Consider the following 21818-nt stretch of genomic DNA (forward strand, 5'->3'; position numbering starts at 1 on the left):
GTCTTGTTCATCGGGAACTGGACAGACTTTGATTTGCCTGTTCGTAGAACTGCTTTGCCGCCTCCTTGGCGGTAATCTTGCCATAGCAGAGATTCTCTTCGATGGCGGGCAGTATCTTGCTGTCCACCTCCGTGACTCCGCTTGGGGCGGGTGGGTTGATGGTGGTGGACTTGGGAGCGACCACCTTCTGAACAAAATCGATGGAGTCTTTATCGGGCTGAGTCAAATCGGGCTTGATGGCATCCAAGACCTTGTCACTGATCGGCAAACCACGATCAGTCAGCTGAATCTTGTTAGCATCTACATTATTAGTATAGAAATTGATCCATCTGGCCGCCAGGTCGGGGTTCTTTGAGTTCTTCGAAATGACCCACAGCATACTTGGCTTAAGATAGTTGGACTTGGCCACGTTATCGGACGGCCAGGAAGCCATGGCCAGCTTGGCCCCATTCGGCGCCACTGGTTGGTAGGCCACGAACTGTGATGACCATCTGAAGGTGCACCATGACATTCTGGAGGGGTCGGTACCGTAAACCAACGGATCCTGCTCCACCGACATGGCTTTCAGTTCAGTGAAGACCTTAGGATCCAACTGCCAGCCCTCCTTAATCCCATCCTCATAGACCTTGAAGTAAGGCTCCAACTCAGTGGCCGAATTGACCCCGAGCTTGTCCTTCTGGAAGAGCACCTTCCCCTTGGCGCGGAGCATATAAGCCAACTCGTCGCTGGTTTCGTAATAACGGAAGTTGGTCTTGTACCCAGACTTCTGGTGAATTTGCCGACTGATGTCCTCGAACTGCTCGATAGTCATGTTATTGGGGACAGTGATCCCCAAACTGTCGGTCAGCGTCTTGTTGTATACGAGAGCGGGAGCGTTGATGGCCGCCGTCAAGGCGTACTGAGTGCCATCTATTTTGCCCTGATCAACCACTTTCTTGTCAACATGGGACACGTCAATGGTCTTATCCTTGACATATTTGCCCATGTCCAGCAAAAGACCATTATCCTTGAACTGTTGAAAATGCGCGAGCTCGATTTGCATGACATCCGGCATCGTCTTACCTGCCGCACCCACTGACAGTTTCTGGTAATAGTCCGCAAATTCTGCGAATTGTCCATCAATCTTGACACCCTTGTTCTGCTTTATGAACAAGTCGTTAATCTTCTTGGTTCGCTCATTGCGCTCCTGGTTCCCCCACCAGGAAATCGTCAGATGCTGATCGGAATCTGCCTTCTTGCTACCACCGCTGCCGCAGGCTCCAACCAGGGTCAAAGAAGCGGTTAAAATCGAAGTCAATATAACTCTGGAGCGGTTTTTCACGTTTCCATTCCTTTCACGTCACGACGGTCATCGTCGCTGATGCAATGAGTCCACTTTGAGAAAGCGGAACAAAGAATCCTGATCAGCACTTCCTGATCAGGATTCCCGTCAATTGCGCTTTACGATTTGTATCATAAATCACATATTGGAGGGTCAAACTGGTTTGTTGCCAAAGTTTGCCCTTCCGATTTGACGGATCATCAAGGGACACCCCACATTGAAGCCATTCCAACACACCACCGATGGTTCTTGTGCGAGAACCCGTACCGGCTTGCGCAATGTCAGATGTACTGACCTCCGGGCAGGTGCATGAAATCCTCAACCCTGGTCCACTTGACCGGGTAACCGGCTCCGTGGGCGCAGAAGACCGAATCGGGGGTGTTCTCCGGATCGGACTCCGGATCGTAGTCGACGGATTCCACCACGGCGTCCTGGTCCTGGCAGGGGCGGTACCCGCTGAAGAGGCACGAGAGATGCCCACGGCCATGGCTGTAGGTGTTGACTTCCATGGCGTAATCCCGCATCTGCGAAACCGGGGCCTTCCCCTCAAGATCGACCGTCTCCCCATCCGTCTGCGGGTCCTCGAAGGAGCCTTTCATCCGGTAGATGTCGGACATGGCCCTGCCCAGGTTCTCCTGGGGCAGGGTCAGTCTGAAGTGATACCAGGGTTCCAGCAGGATGCTCCTGGCCTTCATCAATCCCTGCCGAACAGCCCTGTACGTGGCCTGGCGGAAATCGCCACCCTCGGTGTGCTTGATATGCCCGCGGCCATCGAGGAGGGTGATGCACACGTCGGTGATGGGCGAACCGGTCAGTACACCCAGGTGTTCCTTCTCCGCCAGGTGGGTCATGATCAGACGCTGCCAGTTGCCATCCAGACGGTCCAGACTGCAGGCGGAGGCAAGGGTGAGGCCACTCCCCCGCTCGCCGGGTTCCAGGAGCAGATGGACCTCCGCATAATGTCTGAGCGGCTCAAAGTGCCCCACTCCCTCAACCGGTCCGGCGATGGTCTCCCGGTAGAGTATCCCGCCCCTGCTGAAGGAGACCCTCATACCGAAGCGTCGCTCCAACTCCTCCTGGATCACCTCCAGCTGGACCTGACCCATCAGGCGCAGATGAATCTCCCGGAGCCGTTCCTGCCAGACCACGTGCAGGAGGGGATCCTCATCCTCCAGGGTCCGCAGGGCACTCAGGACCTGGTGCTTGTCAAGGCCAACGGCCTCCACCGCATATGTCAGCACGGGTTCCAGCACCGGCCTTACCTCCTCCCGCTCGATGCCAAGTCCCTGCCCCGGACGGGTCCGATCCAGTCCTGTTGCAGCCACGATGCTTCCGGATCGGGCACAATCGGTCAACTCGTAAGCGGCCCCCGAATAGACACGGAGCTGGTCGATTTTTTCGCCGCTTTTCTGATTGGTCGTTTTGCCGGAATCCGCGTAGACATTGGACGACTCCGTTCCACCCTCCGCATTCACGGCACTTCCGCCCTGAAGGTCGCCGCCAGTGTCCAGCGTGGACTTGACCGGCAGGTCACCGCCGGTGACCTTGAGCCAGGTCAACCTGGCACCCTTCCCGTCGTGCGATATCTTGAAGACGCGTGCCCCGAACCCCTCGCCGTACCGCGATGAAAGCGTATACCGCTCCAGGCCCTCCAGAAGGGTATCCACCCCGTCCAAACGGAGGGCCGACCCGAAGAAGCAGGGGAAGAGACGGCGATCGGCCACCAACTTCGCCAGGCTCTCGTCCGGTACACCGCCGGTCCTGAGGTATTCCTCCATGACACCCTCGTCAAGCAGAGCCACATCCTCCATGCCGGCCTGGTCCAACCCATGGCTCAGGTCCAGGCAGGCCTGGGACCATCGCCTCCTGCTCAGATCGATGATCCGCTGGGAGTCAGCACCGGAAAGGTCCATTTTGTTGACGAATATGAAGGTGGGGACCCCATACCGCGCCAAGAGCCTCCACAGCGTGTCGACGTATCCCTCCAGGCCGGAGGTCGCATCGACGACCAGAAGCGCGTAGTCCAGAACGGACAGGGTACGCTCCATCTCGGCGGAGAAATCGACGTGCCCGGGTGTATCGACAATTGTCAGTTCCAAGTCGTGGAAGATCAGCCTGGCCGGTTTGGAGAAGATGGTGATACCCCGCTGCCGCTCCAGATCATTGGTATCCAGGTAGGCATCACCGTGATCCACCCTGCCCAGGCGACGAATCCGTCCGGCCCGGTAGAGCATGGCCTCGGACAGGGTGGTCTTGCCTGCGTCGACGTGGGCCAGCATGCCCAACACGATCCTCTTGGTCAACCCGAGTCCTCCATTCCTCCACGACCGTCTGGGAAGCCGCCGGTGTCCGGACCTGTCCGACTTCTACCGGCATCAACCATACGCAAGTTGCAACCCTGCCGCACGTCCGGCCATAGCCGACGGTCAGGGTCACCTCGGGGTCGATACCTGGTAGGTCAGGTCGTGGATGACCCGGCCGGCCTCAATCCCCTTACGTTCGAAGTTGGTCACGATTCTCCCCTCGAACCGCTCCGACTCCATAAAGGTGGCGTGGGGCAGGGAGGCGGCCTGGTCCACCGTCCCCTTGCCCACGTGCCGGATGGGCAGACCGACCGGCAAGTTCCCCCGGTTCCTGAACCGTGGGTTCCCGTCCATGACCTCGTGCACGTGCAGGGCGTAGTCCTCGATATCCGTGGCGATTCGCCAGACCCCGCCGGCTTCCAGGCAGTCCGCCAGATCATCGGCCAAGGCCGGCTGGACCAGGCGGCGTTTGTGGTGCTTCATCTTGGGCCAGGGATCGGGGAAAAAGGTCCAGACCTCCGCAATCATGCCCGGGACCATCCGGGCCAGGAGGTCCGGGGCGTTGACCTGGGCCAGCCGCAGATTATCCAGGTCGGACTTTCCGGCCTTGAGCATGGTGTGGGCCAGGCCCGGCCGATAGACCTCCAGGGCCAGATAGTTCCGCTCAGGGTGTTCCCGGGCCGAAGCCACGACGTTCTCTCCCTGACCGGACCCGATCTCGACGATCAGTGGCGCCTCCCGACCCCAGATGGACCGGATCATGGCGGCATCACATTGAAGGTCCTCCCCCACAGTCAACGATCCCTCCGCCTGCCCCAGGTCGAGGAGGTATCGGGAGGAGTACTCCGCCCAGGCCCGTGCCAGACGGTCATTGAGTTTCTCGGACCGCCTCGCATAGGAGACGATGGACCGGCATCCGGCATTGCGCTCTGGTTCTGCATTCATCACACCTCATATATATCCTGGAAAGTGCCGAGAAACGGGACTACCAGGAATTTGTCCCCGTGATATACTCAATATATAACAAAAAACAACAAATTATTGCAAAACCGAACAAGTCTCCCTGGTCCGGTTTTCGACAGGAAAGGCAAACACATGTCCGTTTTGGTTACAGGCGGTTGCGGGTACATCGGTGCCCACGTGGTCCACGCCCTCCATGAAGCCGGCAAGGAGGTCGTCGTGGTCGACGATCTCAGCTACGGCAAGCCGACCCGTATCGGCAAGGCCCGTCTCTACGGTGCCGACGTGGCCGCCCCGGGTGCCGATGAGCGTCTGATCGAAATCATCAAGGAGAACGAGGTCGATTCGGTCATCCACTTCGCCGCCCGCAAGCAGGTGGGCGAATCGGTCGAAAAGCCCATCTGGTATTACCGCCAGAACCTGAACGGCATGATCAACGTCCTGGCCGCCATGACCCGGACCGACGCCAAGAAGCTGGTCTTCTCCAGCTCGGCCGCCACCTATGGCGAGCCCCCGGTCGATGTGGTCCCCGAGGACGTCCAGCCCATGCTCCCCATCAATCCCTATGGGCAGACCAAGCTCTTCGGCGAATGGATGGCCCGGGCCTGCGAGGAACCCCACGGCATCCGCTTCTGCGCCCTGCGCTACTTCAACGTGGCCGGCTGCGGCCCCGTGGAGCTGGAGGACCCCGCCATCCTCAACCTGATTCCCATGCTCTTCGACAGGCTCAAGCAGGGCAAGGCGCCTGCCATCTTCGGTGACGACTACCCCACCCCCGATGGGACCTGCGTGCGGGACTACATCCACGTCTCCGACCTGGCCGATGCCCACATCGCCGCCCTGGGTTACCTGGACCGCGATGAACGCAAGTACGATGCCTTCAACGTGGGCACCGGTGAGGGCACCTCGGTCCGTCAGATTGTGGACGAGGTCAAGAAAGTCACCGGGCTTCCCTTCAAGGAGGCCGTCAAACCACGTCGTGCAGGCGATCCACCCCACCTGATCGGCGACCCCACCCGGATCAACACCGAGATGGGTTGGCACGCCAAGTACTCCGTGCAGGACATCGTCGAGTCCGCCTGGCGGGCATGGCAGGCGAATCCCGATCACCATATCGACACCGCCACCTGGAAGCAGACCGACTGATCCGTTCACCGTACTCAGCGACGCGCCGGGGGCTTGCATTCCCCTGTCCGTCATGTAGACTTTTCTCTTGGCTGTCCAAGCAGCCACGGCTCCGTAGCTCAGCTGGTTAGAGCGCCGCCCTGTCACGGCGGAGGTCACCGGTTCAAGTCCGGCCGGAGTCGCTTTGAATGGTCTGGCCCGGTTCCGTCCGGGTCTTTTCGACTGTTCATGGCTCTGTAGCTCAGTTGGTAGAGCGAGCGACTGAAAATCGCTAGGTCAACGGTTCGATCCCGCTCGGAGCCACCAGCAGTAATCCCCTCTCCCCTCCGTGGGAAGAGGGATTTTTATATTACGCAGGCGATTTCACAAGCTGAGGCAAGCAGTGGTCCAAAGGGAGAGGAACCCCCGGAAAGTCCGCAGCCCTCCACATGGAAACACCAAAAGACCATCAAGGAAAAGAGCCCACGCAACCACCACCGCTGGAACCGGCGTTCAACAGGCACGACATACCTCAGGATCGGGTATACCTCGCCGGACTCAGAGCTGGTCAGCCACCCAATCGACGATGTACGGTGCCGTGTGCTCGATCTGGTCGATGGCCACCTCGAACTCATGGGAGCCGCCATACCAGGGGTCGACCAGGTCGAGCCGGCTCTCCTGTCCTGGAGCCGGCTTGGGCAGGTCCGGGTCAAAGCTCCTGTAGAGGTGGACGGCCTGACGCTTCTGAGACGGGAGGAGACGAAGCAGGGACCTCATATGGTCCGCGGTCATGGGCAGGAGCAGGTCGGATTCATCCGCCTCCTCCCTGCTGATTCGATGGGCGAAGTGGTCCGAAGGAACCTCGTAGCCCCGCTCACGCAGAACCTTCTGGGCGCGCCGGTCAATGGGATTGCCGAATTCCTCGTCACTGACCCCGCTGGACTGGACCACGACCTTGTCGGCCCCCAGTCCCCGGTCTTCGAAGAACTTGCGGAGGATGATCTCCGCCATGGGCGAGCGGCAGATGTTACCGGTGCAGACGGTCATGACCGTGTACGGTCCCGGTCTGCAAGTGCCGTCAGTCCTGCCTGAGCCCATCATCGCACCTTCTCATATGTCGTGAAGCAATACCGTGCAATCCGGGAAGACTGCTCGGTACTGGCCGGAACCTCCCACTCCCCCTGTTCGGAAACCCGCCAGAACCGTTTACGAACCAGGTCATCCATATCAGGCATGAAGGTATCCGCGGGAACCTCCAGGTCCAGATCGGTCACAAAAGCCCGGTCGGCCAACGGGAAGAAGGACTCAAAGAGCTTGGCCCCCCCAATGATCCAGATCTCTCCCCGATCCATCCCATCCGCGGGAATGGCCTCCTGCTGGGCCATGTCGAGGGCATCCTCGGCCCCCGTGACCACCGTGGCACCTGGTGCCCGGTAGAGGGGGTCGGTCGTGACGACGATGTTGTCCCGGTTGGGCAAGGGCTTGGACCCCATGGACTCCCAGGTCCTGCGTCCCATGACCACGGGGTGGGAGATGGTCAGCTCCTTGAAGTGCCGCAAGTCCTCGCTCAGATGCCAGGGCATCCCGTTCCGATTGCCTATGGCGCCAGGCCGCCCGTCCGTGGACCGCGCCTGTGCCCAAATCAGATTGACAGAGGGGGGACGTTCAATGTCCCCTTCCGAATCCTGCCAATACTCACCACCTAAAAGCCCGGCCTGCCCGGGCTCGGGTTCGTGATAGCCGCTACGGCTACTGTCATGCTCCATCTGTTGCATTCACTCCTCGTGAAGGGTAGGTATACCAGCCCATGATAATCAACTACCTTGACGGCGCAAGCCCCGACAAGCGGTTCTTCAGACGGCCACCGGGGCCTTGATGGCCGGGTGGCTCTGGTAATTGACCAGCTCGAAATCCTCGTACCGGTAATCGAAGAGCGAGGGCGCCTTCCTTATCCGCATCTGCGGATAAGGATAGGGAGTCCGCGAAAGCTGCTCCAGGACCTGGTCGATGTGGTTGTCGTAGATGTGGCAGTCCCCGCCGGTCCAGACGAACTCCCCCGGTTCCAGCCCCGTCTGCTGGGCCATCATCATAGTCAGGAGGGCGTAGGAGGCGATGTTGAAGGGAACGCCCAGGAACATGTCGCAGGAGCGCTGATACAGCTGGCAGCTCAGACGCCCGTCGGCCACATAGAACTGGAAGAGGGCGTGGCAGGGCGGCAGGGCCATCCGGTCCGTTTCGGCCGGGTTCCATGCACTGACAATCATCCGCCTGGAGTCGGGATGGGTCCTGATCAGATCCAAAACCGTCTGGATCTGATCGATGGTTCGGTTGGGATCCTCCGTGGTCGGCGCAGGCCAGCTTCGCCATTGAACCCCATAGACCGGGCCCAGATCGCCGGTCTCCGGGTCGGCCCACTCGTCCCAGATGTGCACGTTGTGCTCCTGGAGCCAGCGGACGTTCTGCGACCCCTTGAGGAACCAGAGCAGCTCGTAGGCGATCCCCCGGAAATAGACCTTCTTGGTCGTGAGCAGGGGGAAGGCGGAGAGATCGAACCGCATCTGCTGGCCGAAGAGGGAGATGGTCCCGGTTCCGGTCCTATCCGACTTGAGGTTACCCTCCATGAGTATCCTGCGGACCAGATCCTCATATGGCATGGGGATATCGGTCTGTGGACGTTCCGGGATCCTGGGACGAATTTCCTGCAACTGTTCTTGGGACAAAGCCATGGTTGCCAGTCTATCAAGCCGCGGCCAACATGGACCCGAATCTCTCCCCTGGAACAAGCGCGGACCGCTTACGCCGGGGACATAGCGCAAGAGGACAAAACAGCCGATTAAGGTTAGATTGAAGGATAGGGCACGCCGGCCAGGTGTCGGCGGCGCAACGCATCCCTCCCGGGGTGCCTGATCAAGGAGGAAACATGGGCAAGAGACTGTGGGTGGAACGCAACAAGGATGGTTCCTGGGACGCTTTTTCGGATGAAGGCGCCCATATCAAGTTCGGCAAGGGCAAGGGACAGTTCAATCCCGGTGACCTGATGAAGATCGCCCTGGCAGCCTGCGGTGCCCTGTCCAGCCAGTTTGCGGTCGAGAACACCCTGGGCGAGGGCAAGGGGGCCAAGATCGTCGTCGACGGCACCTATGACCCGGAGGATGACGCCTACCTGAGCTTTACCGAGCATGTGGACGTGGACGCCACCGATGCCCACCTGAGCCAGGAGGAGGCCGACAAGCTCGAGGAGCGGATTCGCCGACACATCGCCAAGGCCTGCACGGTTGAGCATACCTATGAGCATGAGACACCGGTCAGGCTGGCCGTCAAGGTTCGCCACTGACACCAGCGGTCGATGCTCCGAGCGGCGACCACCATACATGCGAGATGACCCCCCTGGGTATGATTCGTGCCCAGGGGGGTCATCTCACATCCATCAGGATTGGTATGCCCCGGAACCAGTCAATGAACCCCCGACCCGGCCCGGAGCCGAGCTGGGACTTCAGCCGGACCACTACTTCTGGCGTTCCGGATCAATCTTGGATTCGATATCGGCCAGCTGCTCGGGCTCGGCCGTGTCGACGGAAACCTGCTCCACGCCGGTGATCTGGTCGATATCCTTGGTTTCGACCACCAGACCGCCCTCCGCGGCCGCCTTGAGCCCGGACTCTTCGGCTTCCACATACTTGCGGGGAACCACGTATACGGGGCTGACAGCGTGCTGAAGAAGACCCTGACTGGTCGATCCCAACAGGAGACCGGTGAAGCCGCCACGGCCACGGGATCCTACAACGACCACGTCATGGGTCTTGCTGGCCTGGGTCAGGGCCTCGACGGCCGAACCCGGCACCACACTCTTGGTCACCCGCAGGCCGGGATAGGTCTTCAACAGGGGGGCGATACGGGTGTTGAGATCATCCAGGTAGGAGTCCATGACACTGCGCTCCTCGACTGAACCCGTACCGGTGAGGCCTGAGATATTGGGAACCGCCGACATGACATTGAGTTCCGCGTTCCAACTGTCCGCAAAGCCTGCGGCAATCTGCAGGGCCTTCAGACCCCACTTCGACTCGTCGGAACCGACGGCCACACGCCTGATCTGGTTGTTCAGGTGCATCAGGTTGCCGTCGTCATCGGTGTAGGGCACGACAACGATGGGGCAGTAAGCATATGCGGGCAGACTGGAACTGGTGGTGCCCAGCAGACGCTCGGCCAGTCCTCCCTTGCCGCGGTTGCCGATGACGATCAGCTTGTAGTTGCGGCTGAGCTCCACGAAAACGGAGGAGGGATCGCCCGTGACGATCAACGTGGCCGCGCTGACACCCTGATCATCTGCGATGGCCTTGGCCTTGGACAGAATCTCCTGGGCATCGTTGTGGGCGGCCACGTCATCGCCCATGGTGGTGTATGTGGCATCAAATGAGACCGCTGCATAGCTGGGAAGGGAGTAAGCGCACACGATCTGCAGGGTCAACCCCGCATGCTTGGCGAAATTGGCAGCCCACCAGGCAGCCTTGTAACTGGCATCCGAACCGTCGACACCTACCAGAACAGCCTTATCGTTGCTCATCAGACGACCTCCTTGCACTCGTGGCGATGCAACAAGCTTGACACCGCTCCTACTTTCAGGATAGCCCACCGGAGTTCGATAGATAAGTCGGGAGACGGGGAACACGCCCGAATACCCCCCCCTACCCCGGCGCCTGATTCCCGGCGGTACCAACCCTCCACATTTCCAGAAGCGGGAGTCTGTCCGTCATTGACCAATCACAGAATTACATATAAGAAAAGCGCCCCAAACCGGGCGCTCTTCAGAATCCAATCCCGAGGTCGATTTTCTCAACCAGCCGGATTGCCGCTCAGACCAGTCGACGATAGGAGAAGGCCTGGTAGGGAGCCTGGACCTTGACGGTCTGACCGGGGGCGGGAGCGTGAATCATAAATCCATTGCCCACGTAGATGCCCACATGCCCGGGAGCCACCATCAGATCCCCAGGTGCTGGATTGCTGACCGGCACACCGAAACCGGCCTGGGCATCCGCACTATGGGGAAGGGCGACACCGAAATGCGCAAAAACGTACTTGGTGAAACCGGAGCAATCGAACCCGCTCGGGCTCTCACCGCCAAAAACATAAGGAACGCCTTGAAACTGCATGGCATAGTTGACCACATCCTGACCGGTACCAGTCACAGGAGCATCATTGACCGGCACGGCAAGGCGCTGGCTGGACCGGCTGGCCGCCTCGGACTGGCGCCTGGACGCTTCCGCAGCCTGAGCCGCCTGAGCCGCCTGACGGGCCTCGGCATCCTTTTCAGCCTGGGACTTGGTGGTCGGAACACTCAGAGACTCGATGCCACCCCAATTTGAGTCCTTCTCAACCGTGGTCGAGGTGGACTCATCGAGGAGGTTGGCCCTCACCCTGTTGTGAGGTGCAAACGAGCGAGATGAGGTAACTGCGGAATCTGCGCTATCTGCGGCATTGGCTACAGCCGGAATTCCCGCAAGCAAAGAGCCGCACAAAGCGGCCGTTGCGAGGAGAGTCACACTTTTTTGTATGTTTTTCATCGCTTATAATCCTATCACAACAATCGGTGATTGTTGATCGTATTCGGGAAACCCACAGGGGAGACGAAACGAACAACCAGACCCGGTCCGGAAGGAGGAAAAACCCTCTACCCGACATCAGGGAATTCTCGGGGCAGACCACCGAAGAAGACGGATATCCTAATAATGGATGTACTGCAAGGCATGAACATTAGTCAGGGTGCGCGAATAAGTCTTGCCGTTCATGACGGCACCGCACTCCGAGGTGACGATTGACCCATCGGCGTTGATCTTCTCAACAATGGCCACATGACCGTAGAAGGCGTCGGAACCCTCCTGGCCTGCCTGGAAGACGATGACATCACCGACGTTGCGGGGTGTGTCATCGACCCAGTACCCCAGGGCCTTGGCCGAAGCGGCCCAATCCCTGCCGTTGCCCAGGTGGGAACCCACCGGCAGGCCCAGTTGGTGACGGCGGGTATAGGCCCACCATGTGCACTGGCTGAACTCATAGGCATTGCCACTGTCACCGGTGGCGTGGTTGGGATTGAACCCCGAAGGAATCACATCCTGGTTCACGTCCATCAACCTGGCGACGGCCGGATTGTTGGCCAGGGACCTGGACATCTGTCCGGCATCGAGTCCTTCATCACCGAGCTGCCAGGAGCCCTCGTTCGTCTGGGAGACGTCCGACAGATTCCGACGGGCCTCGGAACGGGAGACCGTATTGCGGCCATACATGGTGGAATCCAGGGACCCCGCAGAGGAAACAACGGCATTCCCGGTACTGATTGCCAATGGGATTGAAGCATCATTCCTGGCCTGTGACATGACCAGAGAGGAGGCTGCGGCACCGACCAGAACGGTCAGGGCCGAACCGGTCACCAGGTGGGCACGGCGTGCCTCGGCCTTGGCGGCCAGACGGATGGAACGACGGGTAGGAGGGGCCACTTCGTTAAGTTTGGCGGCCAGGGCGTCATCAACACCCGTGTCCACCTGTGATCCGGATGCTGAAGGAGGGGACACGAGTCTGCCTATACGTGCGCCTTTCCTGGCCGTAGCCCGATGCGCAGCATGCTTCATATATCAATCACCCCTGTTTGCGTTCCAACACGGCTTTCGTGTCGTTCCACGAACCTTCACAAGTGAACACCTTAAACCAATCCACAACATTCGACAAATGTTATTGCTTGTCCACCCTGGTGTACTCAACCACGGCATCCGCGTTGGTTCATCTTCGACAACCGCAGATCCTTTAGGGTTATATGGCGCATGTTCGGCCAGGGTCCACTGTGACACGGACACCTTTTGTCGGCGTGTCAGCGCCGGTGTGTCGTCCATTGGTCCACTTACAGCGAACCGGCGGTCCTGGTCAGACGGGAGTGGAGGCCAGGAGGAAGGAACCGTTCTCCTGGGCCGGTTCTGGGTTCATACCAGATCGCCGGGCCATGGTGATCTCGACCCGTCCGTCCTCCGAGGGGATGAAGACGGCCTGACCCTGCCGCAGGGTCAGGGACTGGTATTCGGTCGAGCACTGCACGGCCCCCTCGGTGCAGAGGAGGATGCGCGGCCCCCGGCGGGGGATCATGAGACGACGCGGCCCCAGCTTGTCGATCAGGTCTCCATAGCGCTGATTCAGCCTGGTCAGGAGGGGCCAGGCCGCCCCGCCCTTGGACACGTTGCCGTAGACCAGCATGTACTCGTTGATCTTGGGCCGGTAGGTCACCATGTTGTGCATGATCAGGGTGGCGATCATCGAGCTGGATGGGTCGATGGTGGCGTTGGGTTGGCAATCCAGACTGCGCAGCAGGTTGGGAATGTCACGATGCTTGGGGGTCATGCCCGCCCTCAGGACATTGTCGGAGTTGGTCATGATCTCGGCCGCCGTGCCATGGATGTAGGCATGGGGGGTGCCCGCCGGAATGAAGACGGACTCCCCCTCCTCAAGGCAGACCGGATTGAGCATCAACAGACACAGGACCGACGGGTCGCCAGGGAAGGCATGGATGGCCTGGAGGGCGTTGTCCATGGCCGCCCGGGCCTTTCGTCCCCTGACCTTCTGACTGGCTGCCTCCAGGGCCGGTCCGAGCGTATCGGGTGAGACCTTGGGGGCGGTAACGGCGGCATGGAAGGCACGAAAGACCCTCCGTCTGGAATCCGGCCATATCAAGGAGGAGACGGGCATCATGGCATCGGCCTGGGCGAACTGTGCCGGCGGAACACCCATGTGGAAGGTCCGCGCGGTCAGGGCCTCGGCCATCAGGCCGGCCAGGGGGTGGTCGACCGCCCGTAGGAGGGTCAGCTGGAAGGGCACCGGGGCGAAACCGACCGAGGCTGTAAAGGGTTCCAGGGCCACCACCATCTCGTTCTTGGCCAGGGTGTCCTTGAAGGAACGCTCCGGGGCCTCCTTGGGTATGCCGGCGGCGTTCTCCCGGTTGAATCCTGCCCTGGCCTCAAAATCCAGAGGATGGACCTGAAGCGAGAGGGGAATGCGGGCCGAGATGACCTTGAAGAGGTAGGGCAGGATGGGCCCGAACAGCTGCGAGTCATGCTCACCCAGCATGGTCATGGGGTCACGCCGAATGGCATCGGTCAGGGGAACCTCGACCCCGTCGGACAGGGTCAGCGGTGAGGGGGATTCCGCGTGGCCGCTGAACCACATCTCGGCCAGGGGTTCCAAATGATCACCGTCCACCGGGCCCAGGTGAAACATGTTCTGCAGGCGGTCATAGGATCCCCAGGCATAGTGCTTCTCCACGGCTCGGATCGGAAACACACAAGCCCCTTTCTGAAGAAGTCATCGCCCGGTGCAGGGGCATGATGCTCCCGCCAATGCCGTCATGATATGACAGGACCCCGTTTCGGGGCAAGATTGACACCGACGGGTGTTACCCATATGGGCTGATGTCGCAGAATCGGATACAGTGGGTCATATGAAGCTGGCTCCGATTTTCGATCCGTGCGCGCGCAGGCCCTCGCCCAAGCCCGTGCAGGTTGACCTGCGCAAGATCTTCCTCTTCGGAACAGCTGCGTGGATCGTGTTCCTGATAATCATGGCCATCCTGAAACTGGCTGGATTCGAGACCACCAAGCCCTTGATCGTATGCCTGGCCGGGGTGGGAGTCGGTATCCTTCTGATTATCTGGGAACACTTCAATCGTTGGGATTATCGGCGGCTGGCCGAGTAGAATCCCCGCCGTCCCCGCCTGCCAGCGGGAGGATCAGACTGAAGGTGCTTCCCTGGCCCGGTGCACTCCAGACCGTTACGGAGCCATGATGGGTGAGGGCCACATGCTTGACGATTGCCAGGCCCAGCCCTATTCCGATGGCCGTCTGCTCGTTCTGGTTGTCGGCCCGGTAGAACCGTTCGAATATCCGGCCCTGGTCGGTCTTGTCGATGCCCTTGCCCCGGTCGATGACCCGGATGACGGCAAAGCGTCCGTCCTTGGATGGCTGGGCCACCATGGAAACGGTCGATCCCTCCGGCGAATAGGAAATGGCGTTCTCGACCAGCTTGGCCAGGGCCACCCTGATCTGCTTACCGTCACCGTGAATGGTCAGGGGCCGGTCGCACCGCCACAGCAGCCTCACGTCGGCCTGGTCGGCACCGGCCTGCTCGTCCTGGACCACCGCTTTGACCTCCCCGGCCACGTCCAGTGTATTCTCCCTGCTGGGTTTTGTCTGTTCCTGGGCCCGGATCAGCAGCAAGAGGTCCTTGAGTACGTGCCCCAGATAGGCACTGTAACGTTGGACGGAGGACGCATCCTTGGAGACGCTGCGCAGGTGGCTACGGAGCAGGTCGGGGTCATCCCCATCCAGATCGGAGGTGGTCTTGAGCTGGGCGGCCAGTTCCTCCAGGGCCTGTACCGGCTTGAGCATCTGCCGGGAGACGTTGGTCATGAAGGCATCCCTGGTCTGGACGAACCTGACGGACTCACTCACATCATCGATGAGGACCACGACCAGGGAGTCACTGATCCTGCCCAGGATGACCTTCAGCCAGTTGGTCCTCGAGACCGACCGGGCGCGGATGGGTGTCCCCTCCCCGTCTTCCGACTGATCCGACCCTGCCACCTCCTGCGGCTCGTTTTCATCCGGCTCATCATCAGCCTGGGAGGTTCGGCCATCCTGGGGGGAGCCAGCTGAAACTGCGGTGTCTATGGCGAATTCGGTGGGGGTTTGGGTGGTCATACTCAGGCTTCGACGGCCTCCCGACTGCCTGACCTGCCTGATGGCCTCTATGATGCGCGGATCGCGGATTTCGTCATTCCCGACGATGCCCAGCCTGTAGGCGTCGGGACTGGAACGAACCACCTCATCATCCCCGTTGACCACCACCTTGGCCGCCGGAATCAAAGAGAGGAGGGCCTCGGCCGAGTCATCAAGGTCCTCCTCATCCTCCTGGTCGCCATCATCCTCACGGTTGCTCAGGAAGCTGCGCACATGTGCCATGATCGTTGCCATATATGTACTCCCTCCGGTCTCCCGGTGCCTACGGTCGGCGCCGTGACCTGAACCAGGTGCCGTTGACGGTTCCGGCACCATTCTTGCATATCAGCAGCCCCTCCCCCGCACACCTGCCGGGCATCCCCGCGTCGGACTTTTTCTTGCCGCCCCGGTCGCATAGACTGGTGACCATATCGTTGACCGAGGCCGAAAGGGAAAGACATGCGCGTGATCTTCAACGAGGAACTTGGACTGGTGGCCGACGACCTCGACAGGATGGCCATGAGCGTCCGCGACGCCATCAAGAAGGCCGGCCGTTCCATGCTTGAATGCGATGTGGAGACTGCCCAGGAGGTCATTGACGGCGATACGGGCATCGACCACCTCCAGGCCAGCATCATCGATCAGTGCATCAGGCTCCTGGCCAAGCAAAGCCCGGTGGCGACCGACCTGCGCGTGGTGGTCTCCACCCTGAGCCTTTCCGCCACCTTTGAGCGCATGGGCGACCTGGCCCGGCACATCGCCGAAACGGCCAGACGCTCCTACCCTGAGCCGACCCTGCCCGAGGAGGTCGTTCCCCTCTTCCAGCAGATGCGGGACTTCCTGGACGTCCTGGCCGACCGCCTGGTCGATATGCTCTCCGACAGGGACACCACCATCGCCGAGCAGATCATCATCAGCGACGACAAGATGGACGAACTCCATCAGAAGACCTTCGACTACGCCCTTTCCGACGAATGGAAGGGATCCAGGCAGCAGCTGATCGACATGGTCCTGGTGGCCCGGTTCATGGAGCGCCTGGGCGACCATGGCGTCTCGGCCGCCCGTCGCGTGGTCTATATCGTCTCGGGATTCGACCCCTCCAAGGACCCCAAGGACCTGGAGGCCGATCTGGACTGACCTCCTGTGGTTGCGTACCGGCATGAGGCCCCTGTTTCGCGACAAGAGCCGATGTACAAGTGGCCAGCCGGCATATGAAAAGGTGGTGCCGCCCCTCACCAGAGGGACGGCACCACCTTGATTGCAAACATCAATGAGTCATCGACCGGTACGAATCACCGGTCAGGGCTCACTTCTGGCCCTGGGCGGCGACGGCGGCGGCACCGGCGGCGGCTGCCTCCGGGTCCAGGTACTCGCCACGGGGCTTGATGGGCTTGAAGTTCTCGTCCAGCTCGTAGAGCAGGGGGATGGCCGTCGGGATGTTGACCTTGGCGATCTCCTCCTCGGTCAGGTCGTCAAGCATCTTGACGATGGCACGCAGGGAGTTGCCGTGGGCGGCGATCAATACCGTCTTGCCGGTCTTGAGCTCGGGAATGATGTCGCTCTCCCAGTAGGGGGTCACGCGCTTGACCACGTTGGCCAGGGCCTCGGCACGGGGTACCGGATCGCCCGCATAACGGGGATCATGGGTCTGTGAGTACTGGTCATCAGGGTCGATCTCGGGCGGCGGGGTGGCATAGGAACGGCGCCAGAGCATGAACTTCTCGTCGCCGTACTCTTCGCGGATCTCGCTCTTGTTCTTGCCTTGCAGGGCACCATAATGGCGCTCGTTCAGCCTCCAGTCACGCTTGACGGGAATCCAGAGACGGTCGGCCTCATCAAGGGCGATGTTGGCGGTGTTGATGGCACGACGCAGGAGGGAGGTGAAGACGATATCGGGCAGCACGCCCTTGTCCTTGAGGAGCTTGCCACCCTTCTTGGCTTCCTCCTCGCCCTGCTCGGTCAGCGGGACGTCCACCCAGCCGGTGAACTGATTGGTGTTATTCCATGCGCTCTGGCCATGCCGGAGCAATACTAGTTTGTACGTCATATACAGCAGTCTAAGACCTGAGAGGGACTCCCCGAACCCTACCCGACCCTGCCCAAGCCCATCCCCCTCCCTGAGGCTGGGAGGACGCCGATCCCGCAGAGGCCATCAGGAGGGGGCCAAGCCGACCACCACCCCTGTGGCACCTTGGGGCTAGACCAGTTCCAAGAGAAGACCGATCGTCCAGCAAAGGGCCGATATCAGGGTTCCCTGGCCGGCCAGGACAAAGGCCTTGGGCTGGTTCCCCTGGGCGAACCTTATACATATAAGCAGGAGGAAGGCGGCGATGGGGATGACGATGATGACGGCCGGGATGGCGACAGATCCGAAGGTCCAGAAGACCGTAACGAACCGTCCCAGGGAGATCAGAACACTGATTGCATAGACCAGGTAGATGGAGATGCGGGCGGCCTTGTCTCCCACCAGGACGGCGTAGGTATGCTTGCCCGACTTCCGGTCCGAGTCGATGTCGCGGTAGTTGTTGAGCATAAGCAGGCCAACGGAATTCAAGCCGCAGACGCAGGCGGCCAGAACTCCGGTCAGATCCACCGAGCCGATGAGGAAGTACTCGGTGCCCAGGGTGGCCACCAGGCCGAAGAAGATGAAAACGCTGAGTTCACCCAGGCCGTGATATCCGTAAGGGTGCTGGCCGCCGACGTAGAACCAACCGGCGGCCAGGCAGCAGATGCCCACCAGGATCATCCACCAGTGTCCGGTGATGGCCATGACGGCCAGGCCCATGATGCAGGTAAGGCCAGCCGCGACCATGGTGGCCTGGAGGACCTTTCGAGGGGCCACACCTGCGGCCACCAGGCGCTGGGGTTTGCCGGAGACGGCCTCGGCCTCACCACGCTTCTCGTCGGTGCCGCGGATGCCGTCGGAGTAGTCGTTGGCGAAGTTGGCTGCTATCTGCATGGACAGGGCCAGGAGTACCAGAAGGATGAAGACCGCAATGATCCTGCCCGGGGTGGCCTGGACCAGGTTGGGATCGGGCGGGGTGGCCGAACAGCCGCTGTTGCACTGGTCCTGGAGACGGGCCCGCACCACCAGGGCAGCAGCCGTTCCCACACAGACCGGAGCCACCGAGGCAGGGAGGGTTTTGGGCCGCATACCATTGATCCACAGTTTCGTATCCATCTCAACTCCCTCATGCCTTGACATTGACCACAACCCGGCCAGGATGGACCGCCGACACCACGGTCGGCTCAATCAGCCCAGGGGCTTGACCAATGGGAAGGTGATGGTCTCACGGATGGAGGCGCCGGTCAGGGCGATCAGAAGACGGTCGATGCCCATGCCCATGCCTCCGGCAGGCGGCATGCCCACGCCCAGGGCCTCCAGGAAGTCCTCGTCGATGTCCATGGCCTCCACGTCGCCCTGACTGGCCATCTTGGCCTGTTCCACGAACCGCTGCCGTTGGACAACCGGATCGTTCAATTCGGAGTACCCGGTCGCCAGCTCGAACCCGCGCACGTAGAGGTCCCACTTCTCCACGACGCCCTTCTTGGTCCGGTGGGCCTTGACCAGGGGCGAGGTCTCGACCGGGAAGTCCCGCACGAAGGTGGGCTCGTAGAGTTTGTCCTGCCAGAAGTGCTCCCAGAGGTGCTCCACCAGCTTGCCGTGGTTCTCTGCCGGTTCCTCCTCCAGGCCGAGCTTGTCGGCGATGGCCCGCAGGTGCTCCTTGCTGGTCTCCGGGGTGATTTCCTCACCCAGGGACTCGGACAGGGAGCCATACATGCTGATCCGCTTCCACTCCCCGCCGAAGTCGTACTTCTGCCCGTCCAGCAGGGTGACCTCCAGGGACCCGAAGGCATCCTGGGCGGCGTGCTGGATCAGCTCCTTGGTCAGGTCGCCGATGGTGTCATAGGTACCGTAGGCCTGGTAGGCCTCCAGCATGGTGAACTCCGGGGCATGGGTCCCGTCGACACCCTCGTTGCGGAAGTCGCGGTTGATTTCGAAGACCCGCTCGATGCCCCCCACCAGGCAACGCTTCAGGAAGAGCTCGGGGGCGATGCGCAGGAAGAGATCGATGTCGAAGGCGTTCATATGGGTGGTGAAGGGGCGCGCCGCCGCTCCACCATGGACGGTCTGGAGCATGGGGGTCTCGACCTCCATGAAATCGTGGCTCTCGAAGGTGCGACGCAGGGAGGAGACGGCGGCCGAACGGTGGCGGACCATGGACCGTACCTTGTCATCGGCGATCATGGCCAGGTATGGTTTGCGAGTGCGCTGCTCCTCGGTCAGGTCCTTGTGGAGGGCGGGCAGGGGCTGCAGGGCCTTGGCGGCGATGTTCCATTCGGTGGCGAAGACGGAGAGTTCACCGGTCTTGGAGGCCACCACCCTGCCGCGCAGGTAAAGGTGGTCGCCCAGATCGACCAGCTGCTTGAACCGCTTGAGGGAGTCCGCCCCGATCTCCCGCTTGGAGACCATGCCTTGGATGCGAGTGCCATCGCCCGAAGCGAGCTGGACGAAGCACAGGCCGCCACCATTGCGCAGGAAGAGGACACGACCGGCGATACCAACCACGTCCTCGGTCTCCTGGCCGGGCTCAAGCTTGCCCTCATACCGGTCGCGCACCTGATTGATGGTCTCGGTCACATCCAGGTGGACCGGGTAGGGCTCGATGCCCTCCTTGAGCATCTGGGCCCGCTTGGCCACGCGAATCTGCACCTGTTCGGGATGCGCCAGGGGGCCGAACTCCTTATTGCTGGGATCGATGGCCTCCTCGGGGCTGGCTCCTGCATCGACCCGGGCCGTAATGGCATCATCCTGGTCCAGCAGCATCTGGGCCCGCTGGATGGTGTTCATGCCCTCGTCACCGGGTTCCTGACCTTGAAGATGCTCCGTGGTATCGCTAGTCTCACTCATAATTTACCAGTGTACGCAAAAGCCGATACACGACCCCTGCAACAGGGGCCTACCGCCACGCCGAATGGTCTTGTACCACCCCACCGTGTAAAATCAAAGACTTGTCACGGGGTATAGCGCAGCTTGGTAGCGCGCTTCGTTCGGGACGAAGAGGCCGGGGGTTCAAATCCCCCTACCCCGACGGACATAAGAGAGGGGGACGGGCATATCGGCCCTGTCCCCCTTTTCCTTTACTCGCGCGTATCAGCCATGCAACAACACGGCAAAATCCAATCACCTATTCATATCGACAAGGGTTGGAAAGGCTTGGTGGTTGCCGATCCTACTGACCTTGATGGCAGCCGCTTTATTGGCGAAATTCACCGCTTTCAGGAAATCACCGTGCTGAGCATAGGAAACAGCCAAGGCACCCGCGAATACATCACCGGCACAGACACTATCCAGCGCATGCACCTTGACCGAATCAATCTCATAGATTTCACTTTCGTGCAGGACCACACTCCCTTCAGCACCCAGCTTGACGATCACGGTATCAGGCCCCATTGCAGCAATGGCCTTGGCCGCTTCGACGGCCTCGACCTTGTTGGTGACATGGATGCCGGTGATACGTTCGGTCTCCTGCTGGTTGGGGGTCACGCAGTCGGCATAAGCGAGCGATTCCTTGAAGAAACCGTCGGCAGGAGCGGGATCCAGAATGATGTACATTCCCTGTTGTTTCCCTGCCTGCAATGCAGCCAATACCGATTCCCTGCTAGTTTCCAGCTGAAGCAATAAGACGGGAGCTTCAACTCCATCCAGGGCCTGGGTAACCTCGGTCCCCTTGATGGTGTCGTTGGCTCCCAAGGTTCCGACCATGGTATTTTCAGAGGTCTGATCGACCTGGACGACGAAAGTCCCTGTCCCCTCATCTGGATTACGCATGACGAATCTGGTGTCCACATCCCATTCCTTGAGGTTGTCCAACATCTGTTTTCCGGCACCGTCCTCACCCACTGCACCAAGCATGGCGACCTTACCACCAAGTTTTGCAGCGGCGACCGCCTGATTCGACCCCTTGCCTCCCGGTAGCATGGTGATGCTCTTTGCCGTAGCGGTATCCCGCGCTTGGGGTAGGTGGTGATGAGTGCTTTGACATCTGGATTGGTGCTTCCCAGTACGACAAGATCGAATTGCATAATTATCTCCTTGGAATTAGGTAAAAATGTATGGCTTCGCCCCGCGCTCAAGCCGTTCGGCTGTAAAGCACGATTGTGATAATGGGTATGTAAGCCGAGAAATAGTCCTGGGACCAAAGAAGACGAGCCTTAATTGCAGGACCCGGCCGTCATCATCGGCAATCCCTGTGTTTAGGCTTCCTGTGTCTTCTCAATCAGATCTCTGGTTGCCTTGACGTTCTCAGCCAGACTGTGTCCCTTTCGGAAGATGGCGCTGGTTCCACCGATAAATCGGGTTGCTCCCTGCGTACGCATTCA

19 protein-coding genes and 3 tRNA genes are annotated in these 21818 nt (G+C 60.4%); 7 read left to right on the forward strand and 15 right to left on the reverse strand.

The window, feature by feature from the left end; all coding sequences use genetic code 11:
* Positions 1-7: 7 nt before the first annotated feature.
* The 3 genes from AACP59_RS04785 to trmB all read right to left on the reverse strand — a co-directional run bounded on the left by AACP59_RS04785 (position 8) and on the right by trmB (position 4569).
* The gene (locus AACP59_RS04785; RefSeq protein ID WP_339350125.1) at positions 8-1321 is read right to left on the reverse strand and encodes an ABC transporter substrate-binding protein; all 1314 of its coding nucleotides are present in this window, start codon (positions 1319-1321) and stop codon (positions 8-10) included.
* Positions 1322-1602: 281 nt separating this feature from the next.
* Positions 1603-3624, reverse strand: a complete 2022-nt coding sequence (locus AACP59_RS04790; RefSeq protein WP_339350127.1) for a GTP-binding protein — start codon at positions 3622-3624, stop codon at positions 1603-1605.
* Positions 3625-3753: 129 nt separating this feature from the next.
* Complete coding sequence (gene trmB, locus AACP59_RS04795; protein WP_339350129.1) at positions 3754-4569, reverse strand: tRNA (guanosine(46)-N7)-methyltransferase TrmB; 816 nt, start codon at positions 4567-4569, stop codon at positions 3754-3756.
* 150 nt (positions 4570-4719) lie between these two features.
* On the opposite strand from trmB, the gene galE reads away from it, so the two are divergent.
* From galE to AACP59_RS04810, 3 genes are all read left to right on the forward strand, one after another.
* Positions 4720-5730: a UDP-glucose 4-epimerase GalE gene (galE, locus tag AACP59_RS04800; RefSeq protein WP_339350130.1), complete on the forward strand. Its 1011-nt coding sequence runs from the start codon at positions 4720-4722 to the stop codon at positions 5728-5730.
* Positions 5731-5817: 87 nt separating this feature from the next.
* Positions 5818-5891, forward strand: a tRNA-Asp gene (locus AACP59_RS04805).
* Positions 5892-5939: 48 nt separating this feature from the next.
* Positions 5940-6015 (forward strand) — tRNA-Phe (locus AACP59_RS04810).
* 231 nt (positions 6016-6246) lie between these two features.
* On the opposite strand, the gene AACP59_RS04815 is transcribed toward AACP59_RS04810, so the two are convergent.
* The 3 genes from AACP59_RS04815 to AACP59_RS04825 all read right to left on the reverse strand — a co-directional run bounded on the left by AACP59_RS04815 (position 6247) and on the right by AACP59_RS04825 (position 8414).
* Positions 6247-6786 (reverse strand): low molecular weight protein-tyrosine-phosphatase, encoded by a 540-nt coding sequence (locus AACP59_RS04815; RefSeq protein ID WP_297317294.1) that lies wholly within the window; start codon positions 6784-6786, stop codon positions 6247-6249.
* The gene (locus tag AACP59_RS04820) at positions 6786-7454 is read right to left on the reverse strand and encodes a dihydrofolate reductase (protein WP_297317284.1); all 669 of its coding nucleotides are present in this window, start codon (positions 7452-7454) and stop codon (positions 6786-6788) included. Before AACP59_RS04820 ends, AACP59_RS04815 begins: the two co-directional genes overlap by 1 nt.
* An 87-nt stretch (positions 7455-7541) precedes the next feature.
* Positions 7542-8414 (reverse strand): thymidylate synthase, encoded by an 873-nt coding sequence (locus tag AACP59_RS04825; protein WP_339350132.1) that lies wholly within the window; start codon positions 8412-8414, stop codon positions 7542-7544.
* A 194-nt stretch (positions 8415-8608) separates the two neighbouring features.
* Between AACP59_RS04825 and AACP59_RS04830 the strand changes: the two genes are divergently transcribed.
* A complete protein-coding gene (locus tag AACP59_RS04830; RefSeq protein WP_297317286.1) occupies positions 8609-9022 on the forward strand; it encodes an OsmC family protein in 414 nt (137 codons plus the stop codon).
* Positions 9023-9193: 171 nt separating this feature from the next.
* On the opposite strand, the gene AACP59_RS04835 is transcribed toward AACP59_RS04830, so the two are convergent.
* The 4 genes from AACP59_RS04835 to manA form a co-directional block, all read right to left on the reverse strand.
* Positions 9194-10249, reverse strand: a complete 1056-nt coding sequence (locus tag AACP59_RS04835; protein WP_339350134.1) for a universal stress protein — start codon at positions 10247-10249, stop codon at positions 9194-9196.
* A gap of 289 nt (positions 10250-10538) precedes the next feature.
* Positions 10539-11099 carry a C40 family peptidase gene (locus AACP59_RS04840; RefSeq protein ID WP_339350136.1) on the reverse strand — a complete coding sequence of 187 codons (561 nt, stop codon included), beginning with the start codon at positions 11097-11099 and terminating at the stop codon, positions 10539-10541.
* A gap of 306 nt (positions 11100-11405) precedes the next feature.
* Positions 11406-12308 carry a CHAP domain-containing protein gene (locus AACP59_RS04845; RefSeq protein WP_339350137.1) on the reverse strand — a complete coding sequence of 301 codons (903 nt, stop codon included), beginning with the start codon at positions 12306-12308 and terminating at the stop codon, positions 11406-11408.
* 289 nt (positions 12309-12597) lie between these two features.
* The gene (gene manA / locus AACP59_RS04850) at positions 12598-14001 is read right to left on the reverse strand and encodes a mannose-6-phosphate isomerase, class I (RefSeq protein WP_339350138.1); all 1404 of its coding nucleotides are present in this window, start codon (positions 13999-14001) and stop codon (positions 12598-12600) included.
* A 157-nt stretch (positions 14002-14158) separates the two neighbouring features.
* Here manA and AACP59_RS04855 point away from each other — a divergent pair, with 157 nt between their 5' ends.
* Positions 14159-14413, forward strand: a complete 255-nt coding sequence (locus AACP59_RS04855) for a DUF2530 domain-containing protein (protein WP_297317291.1) — start codon at positions 14159-14161, stop codon at positions 14411-14413.
* Here AACP59_RS04855 and AACP59_RS04860 read toward each other — a convergent pair.
* On the reverse strand, positions 14379-15689 hold the full coding sequence (locus AACP59_RS04860) for a sensor histidine kinase (RefSeq protein ID WP_339350139.1): 1311 nt from the start codon (positions 15687-15689) through the stop codon (positions 14379-14381). The genes AACP59_RS04855 and AACP59_RS04860 overlap by 35 nt on opposite strands.
* A gap of 204 nt (positions 15690-15893) precedes the next feature.
* Here AACP59_RS04860 and phoU point away from each other — a divergent pair, with 204 nt between their 5' ends.
* Complete coding sequence (phoU, locus tag AACP59_RS04865; RefSeq protein WP_339350140.1) at positions 15894-16571, forward strand: phosphate signaling complex protein PhoU; 678 nt, start codon at positions 15894-15896, stop codon at positions 16569-16571.
* 169 nt (positions 16572-16740) lie between these two features.
* Here phoU and AACP59_RS04870 read toward each other — a convergent pair whose 3' ends face one another.
* The 3 genes from AACP59_RS04870 to lysS all read right to left on the reverse strand — a co-directional run bounded on the left by AACP59_RS04870 (position 16741) and on the right by lysS (position 20286).
* On the reverse strand, positions 16741-17481 hold the full coding sequence (locus AACP59_RS04870) for a phosphoglyceromutase (RefSeq protein WP_297317401.1): 741 nt from the start codon (positions 17479-17481) through the stop codon (positions 16741-16743).
* Between the two features lie 150 nt (positions 17482-17631).
* The gene (gene menA, locus AACP59_RS04875) at positions 17632-18615 is read right to left on the reverse strand and encodes a 1,4-dihydroxy-2-naphthoate octaprenyltransferase (RefSeq protein ID WP_339350141.1); all 984 of its coding nucleotides are present in this window, start codon (positions 18613-18615) and stop codon (positions 17632-17634) included.
* A 72-nt stretch (positions 18616-18687) separates the two neighbouring features.
* Complete coding sequence (gene lysS, locus AACP59_RS04880) at positions 18688-20286, reverse strand: lysine--tRNA ligase (protein WP_370465986.1); 1599 nt, start codon at positions 20284-20286, stop codon at positions 18688-18690.
* A 167-nt stretch (positions 20287-20453) separates the two neighbouring features.
* Between lysS and AACP59_RS04885 the strand changes: the two genes are divergently transcribed.
* Positions 20454-20527, forward strand: a tRNA-Pro gene (locus tag AACP59_RS04885).
* Positions 20528-20619: 92 nt separating this feature from the next.
* Here AACP59_RS04885 and AACP59_RS04890 read toward each other — a convergent pair.
* Positions 20620-21516: a ribokinase gene (locus AACP59_RS04890; RefSeq protein ID WP_339350411.1), complete on the reverse strand. Its 897-nt coding sequence runs from the start codon at positions 21514-21516 to the stop codon at positions 20620-20622.
* Between the last annotated feature and the right edge of the window lie 302 nt (positions 21517-21818).

Source organism: Bifidobacterium indicum, assembly GCF_036987015.1.
Taxonomy (GTDB): domain Bacteria; phylum Actinomycetota; class Actinomycetes; order Actinomycetales; family Bifidobacteriaceae; genus Bombiscardovia; species Bombiscardovia indica.

What these genes read in the sequence shown, in the direction of transcription:
- trmB (WP_339350129.1), bottom strand. Translation starts at nt 4,569, where the DNA reads ATGAATGCAGAACCAGAGCGCAATGCCGGATGCCGGTCCATCGTCTCC.
- galE (WP_339350130.1), top strand. Translation starts at nt 4,720, where the DNA reads ATGTCCGTTTTGGTTACAGGCGGTTGCGGGTACATCGGTGCCCACGTG.
- AACP59_RS04815 (WP_297317294.1), bottom strand. Translation starts at nt 6,786, where the DNA reads ATGGGCTCAGGCAGGACTGACGGCACTTGCAGACCGGGACCGTACACG.
- AACP59_RS04820 (WP_297317284.1), bottom strand. Translation starts at nt 7,454, where the DNA reads ATGGAGCATGACAGTAGCCGTAGCGGCTATCACGAACCCGAGCCCGGG.
- AACP59_RS04825 (WP_339350132.1), bottom strand. Translation starts at nt 8,414, where the DNA reads ATGGCTTTGTCCCAAGAACAGTTGCAGGAAATTCGTCCCAGGATCCCG.
- AACP59_RS04830 (WP_297317286.1), top strand. Translation starts at nt 8,609, where the DNA reads ATGGGCAAGAGACTGTGGGTGGAACGCAACAAGGATGGTTCCTGGGAC.
- AACP59_RS04835 (WP_339350134.1), bottom strand. Translation starts at nt 10,249, where the DNA reads ATGAGCAACGATAAGGCTGTTCTGGTAGGTGTCGACGGTTCGGATGCC.
- AACP59_RS04845 (WP_339350137.1), bottom strand. Translation starts at nt 12,308, where the DNA reads ATGAAGCATGCTGCGCATCGGGCTACGGCCAGGAAAGGCGCACGTATA.
- AACP59_RS04855 (WP_297317291.1), top strand. Translation starts at nt 14,159, where the DNA reads ATGAAGCTGGCTCCGATTTTCGATCCGTGCGCGCGCAGGCCCTCGCCC.
- AACP59_RS04860 (WP_339350139.1), bottom strand. Translation starts at nt 15,689, where the DNA reads ATGGCAACGATCATGGCACATGTGCGCAGCTTCCTGAGCAACCGTGAG.
- phoU (WP_339350140.1), top strand. Translation starts at nt 15,894, where the DNA reads ATGCGCGTGATCTTCAACGAGGAACTTGGACTGGTGGCCGACGACCTC.
- AACP59_RS04870 (WP_297317401.1), bottom strand. Translation starts at nt 17,481, where the DNA reads ATGACGTACAAACTAGTATTGCTCCGGCATGGCCAGAGCGCATGGAAT.
- menA (WP_339350141.1), bottom strand. Translation starts at nt 18,615, where the DNA reads ATGGATACGAAACTGTGGATCAATGGTATGCGGCCCAAAACCCTCCCT.
- lysS (WP_370465986.1), bottom strand. Translation starts at nt 20,286, where the DNA reads ATGAACACCATCCAGCGGGCCCAGATGCTGCTGGACCAGGATGATGCC.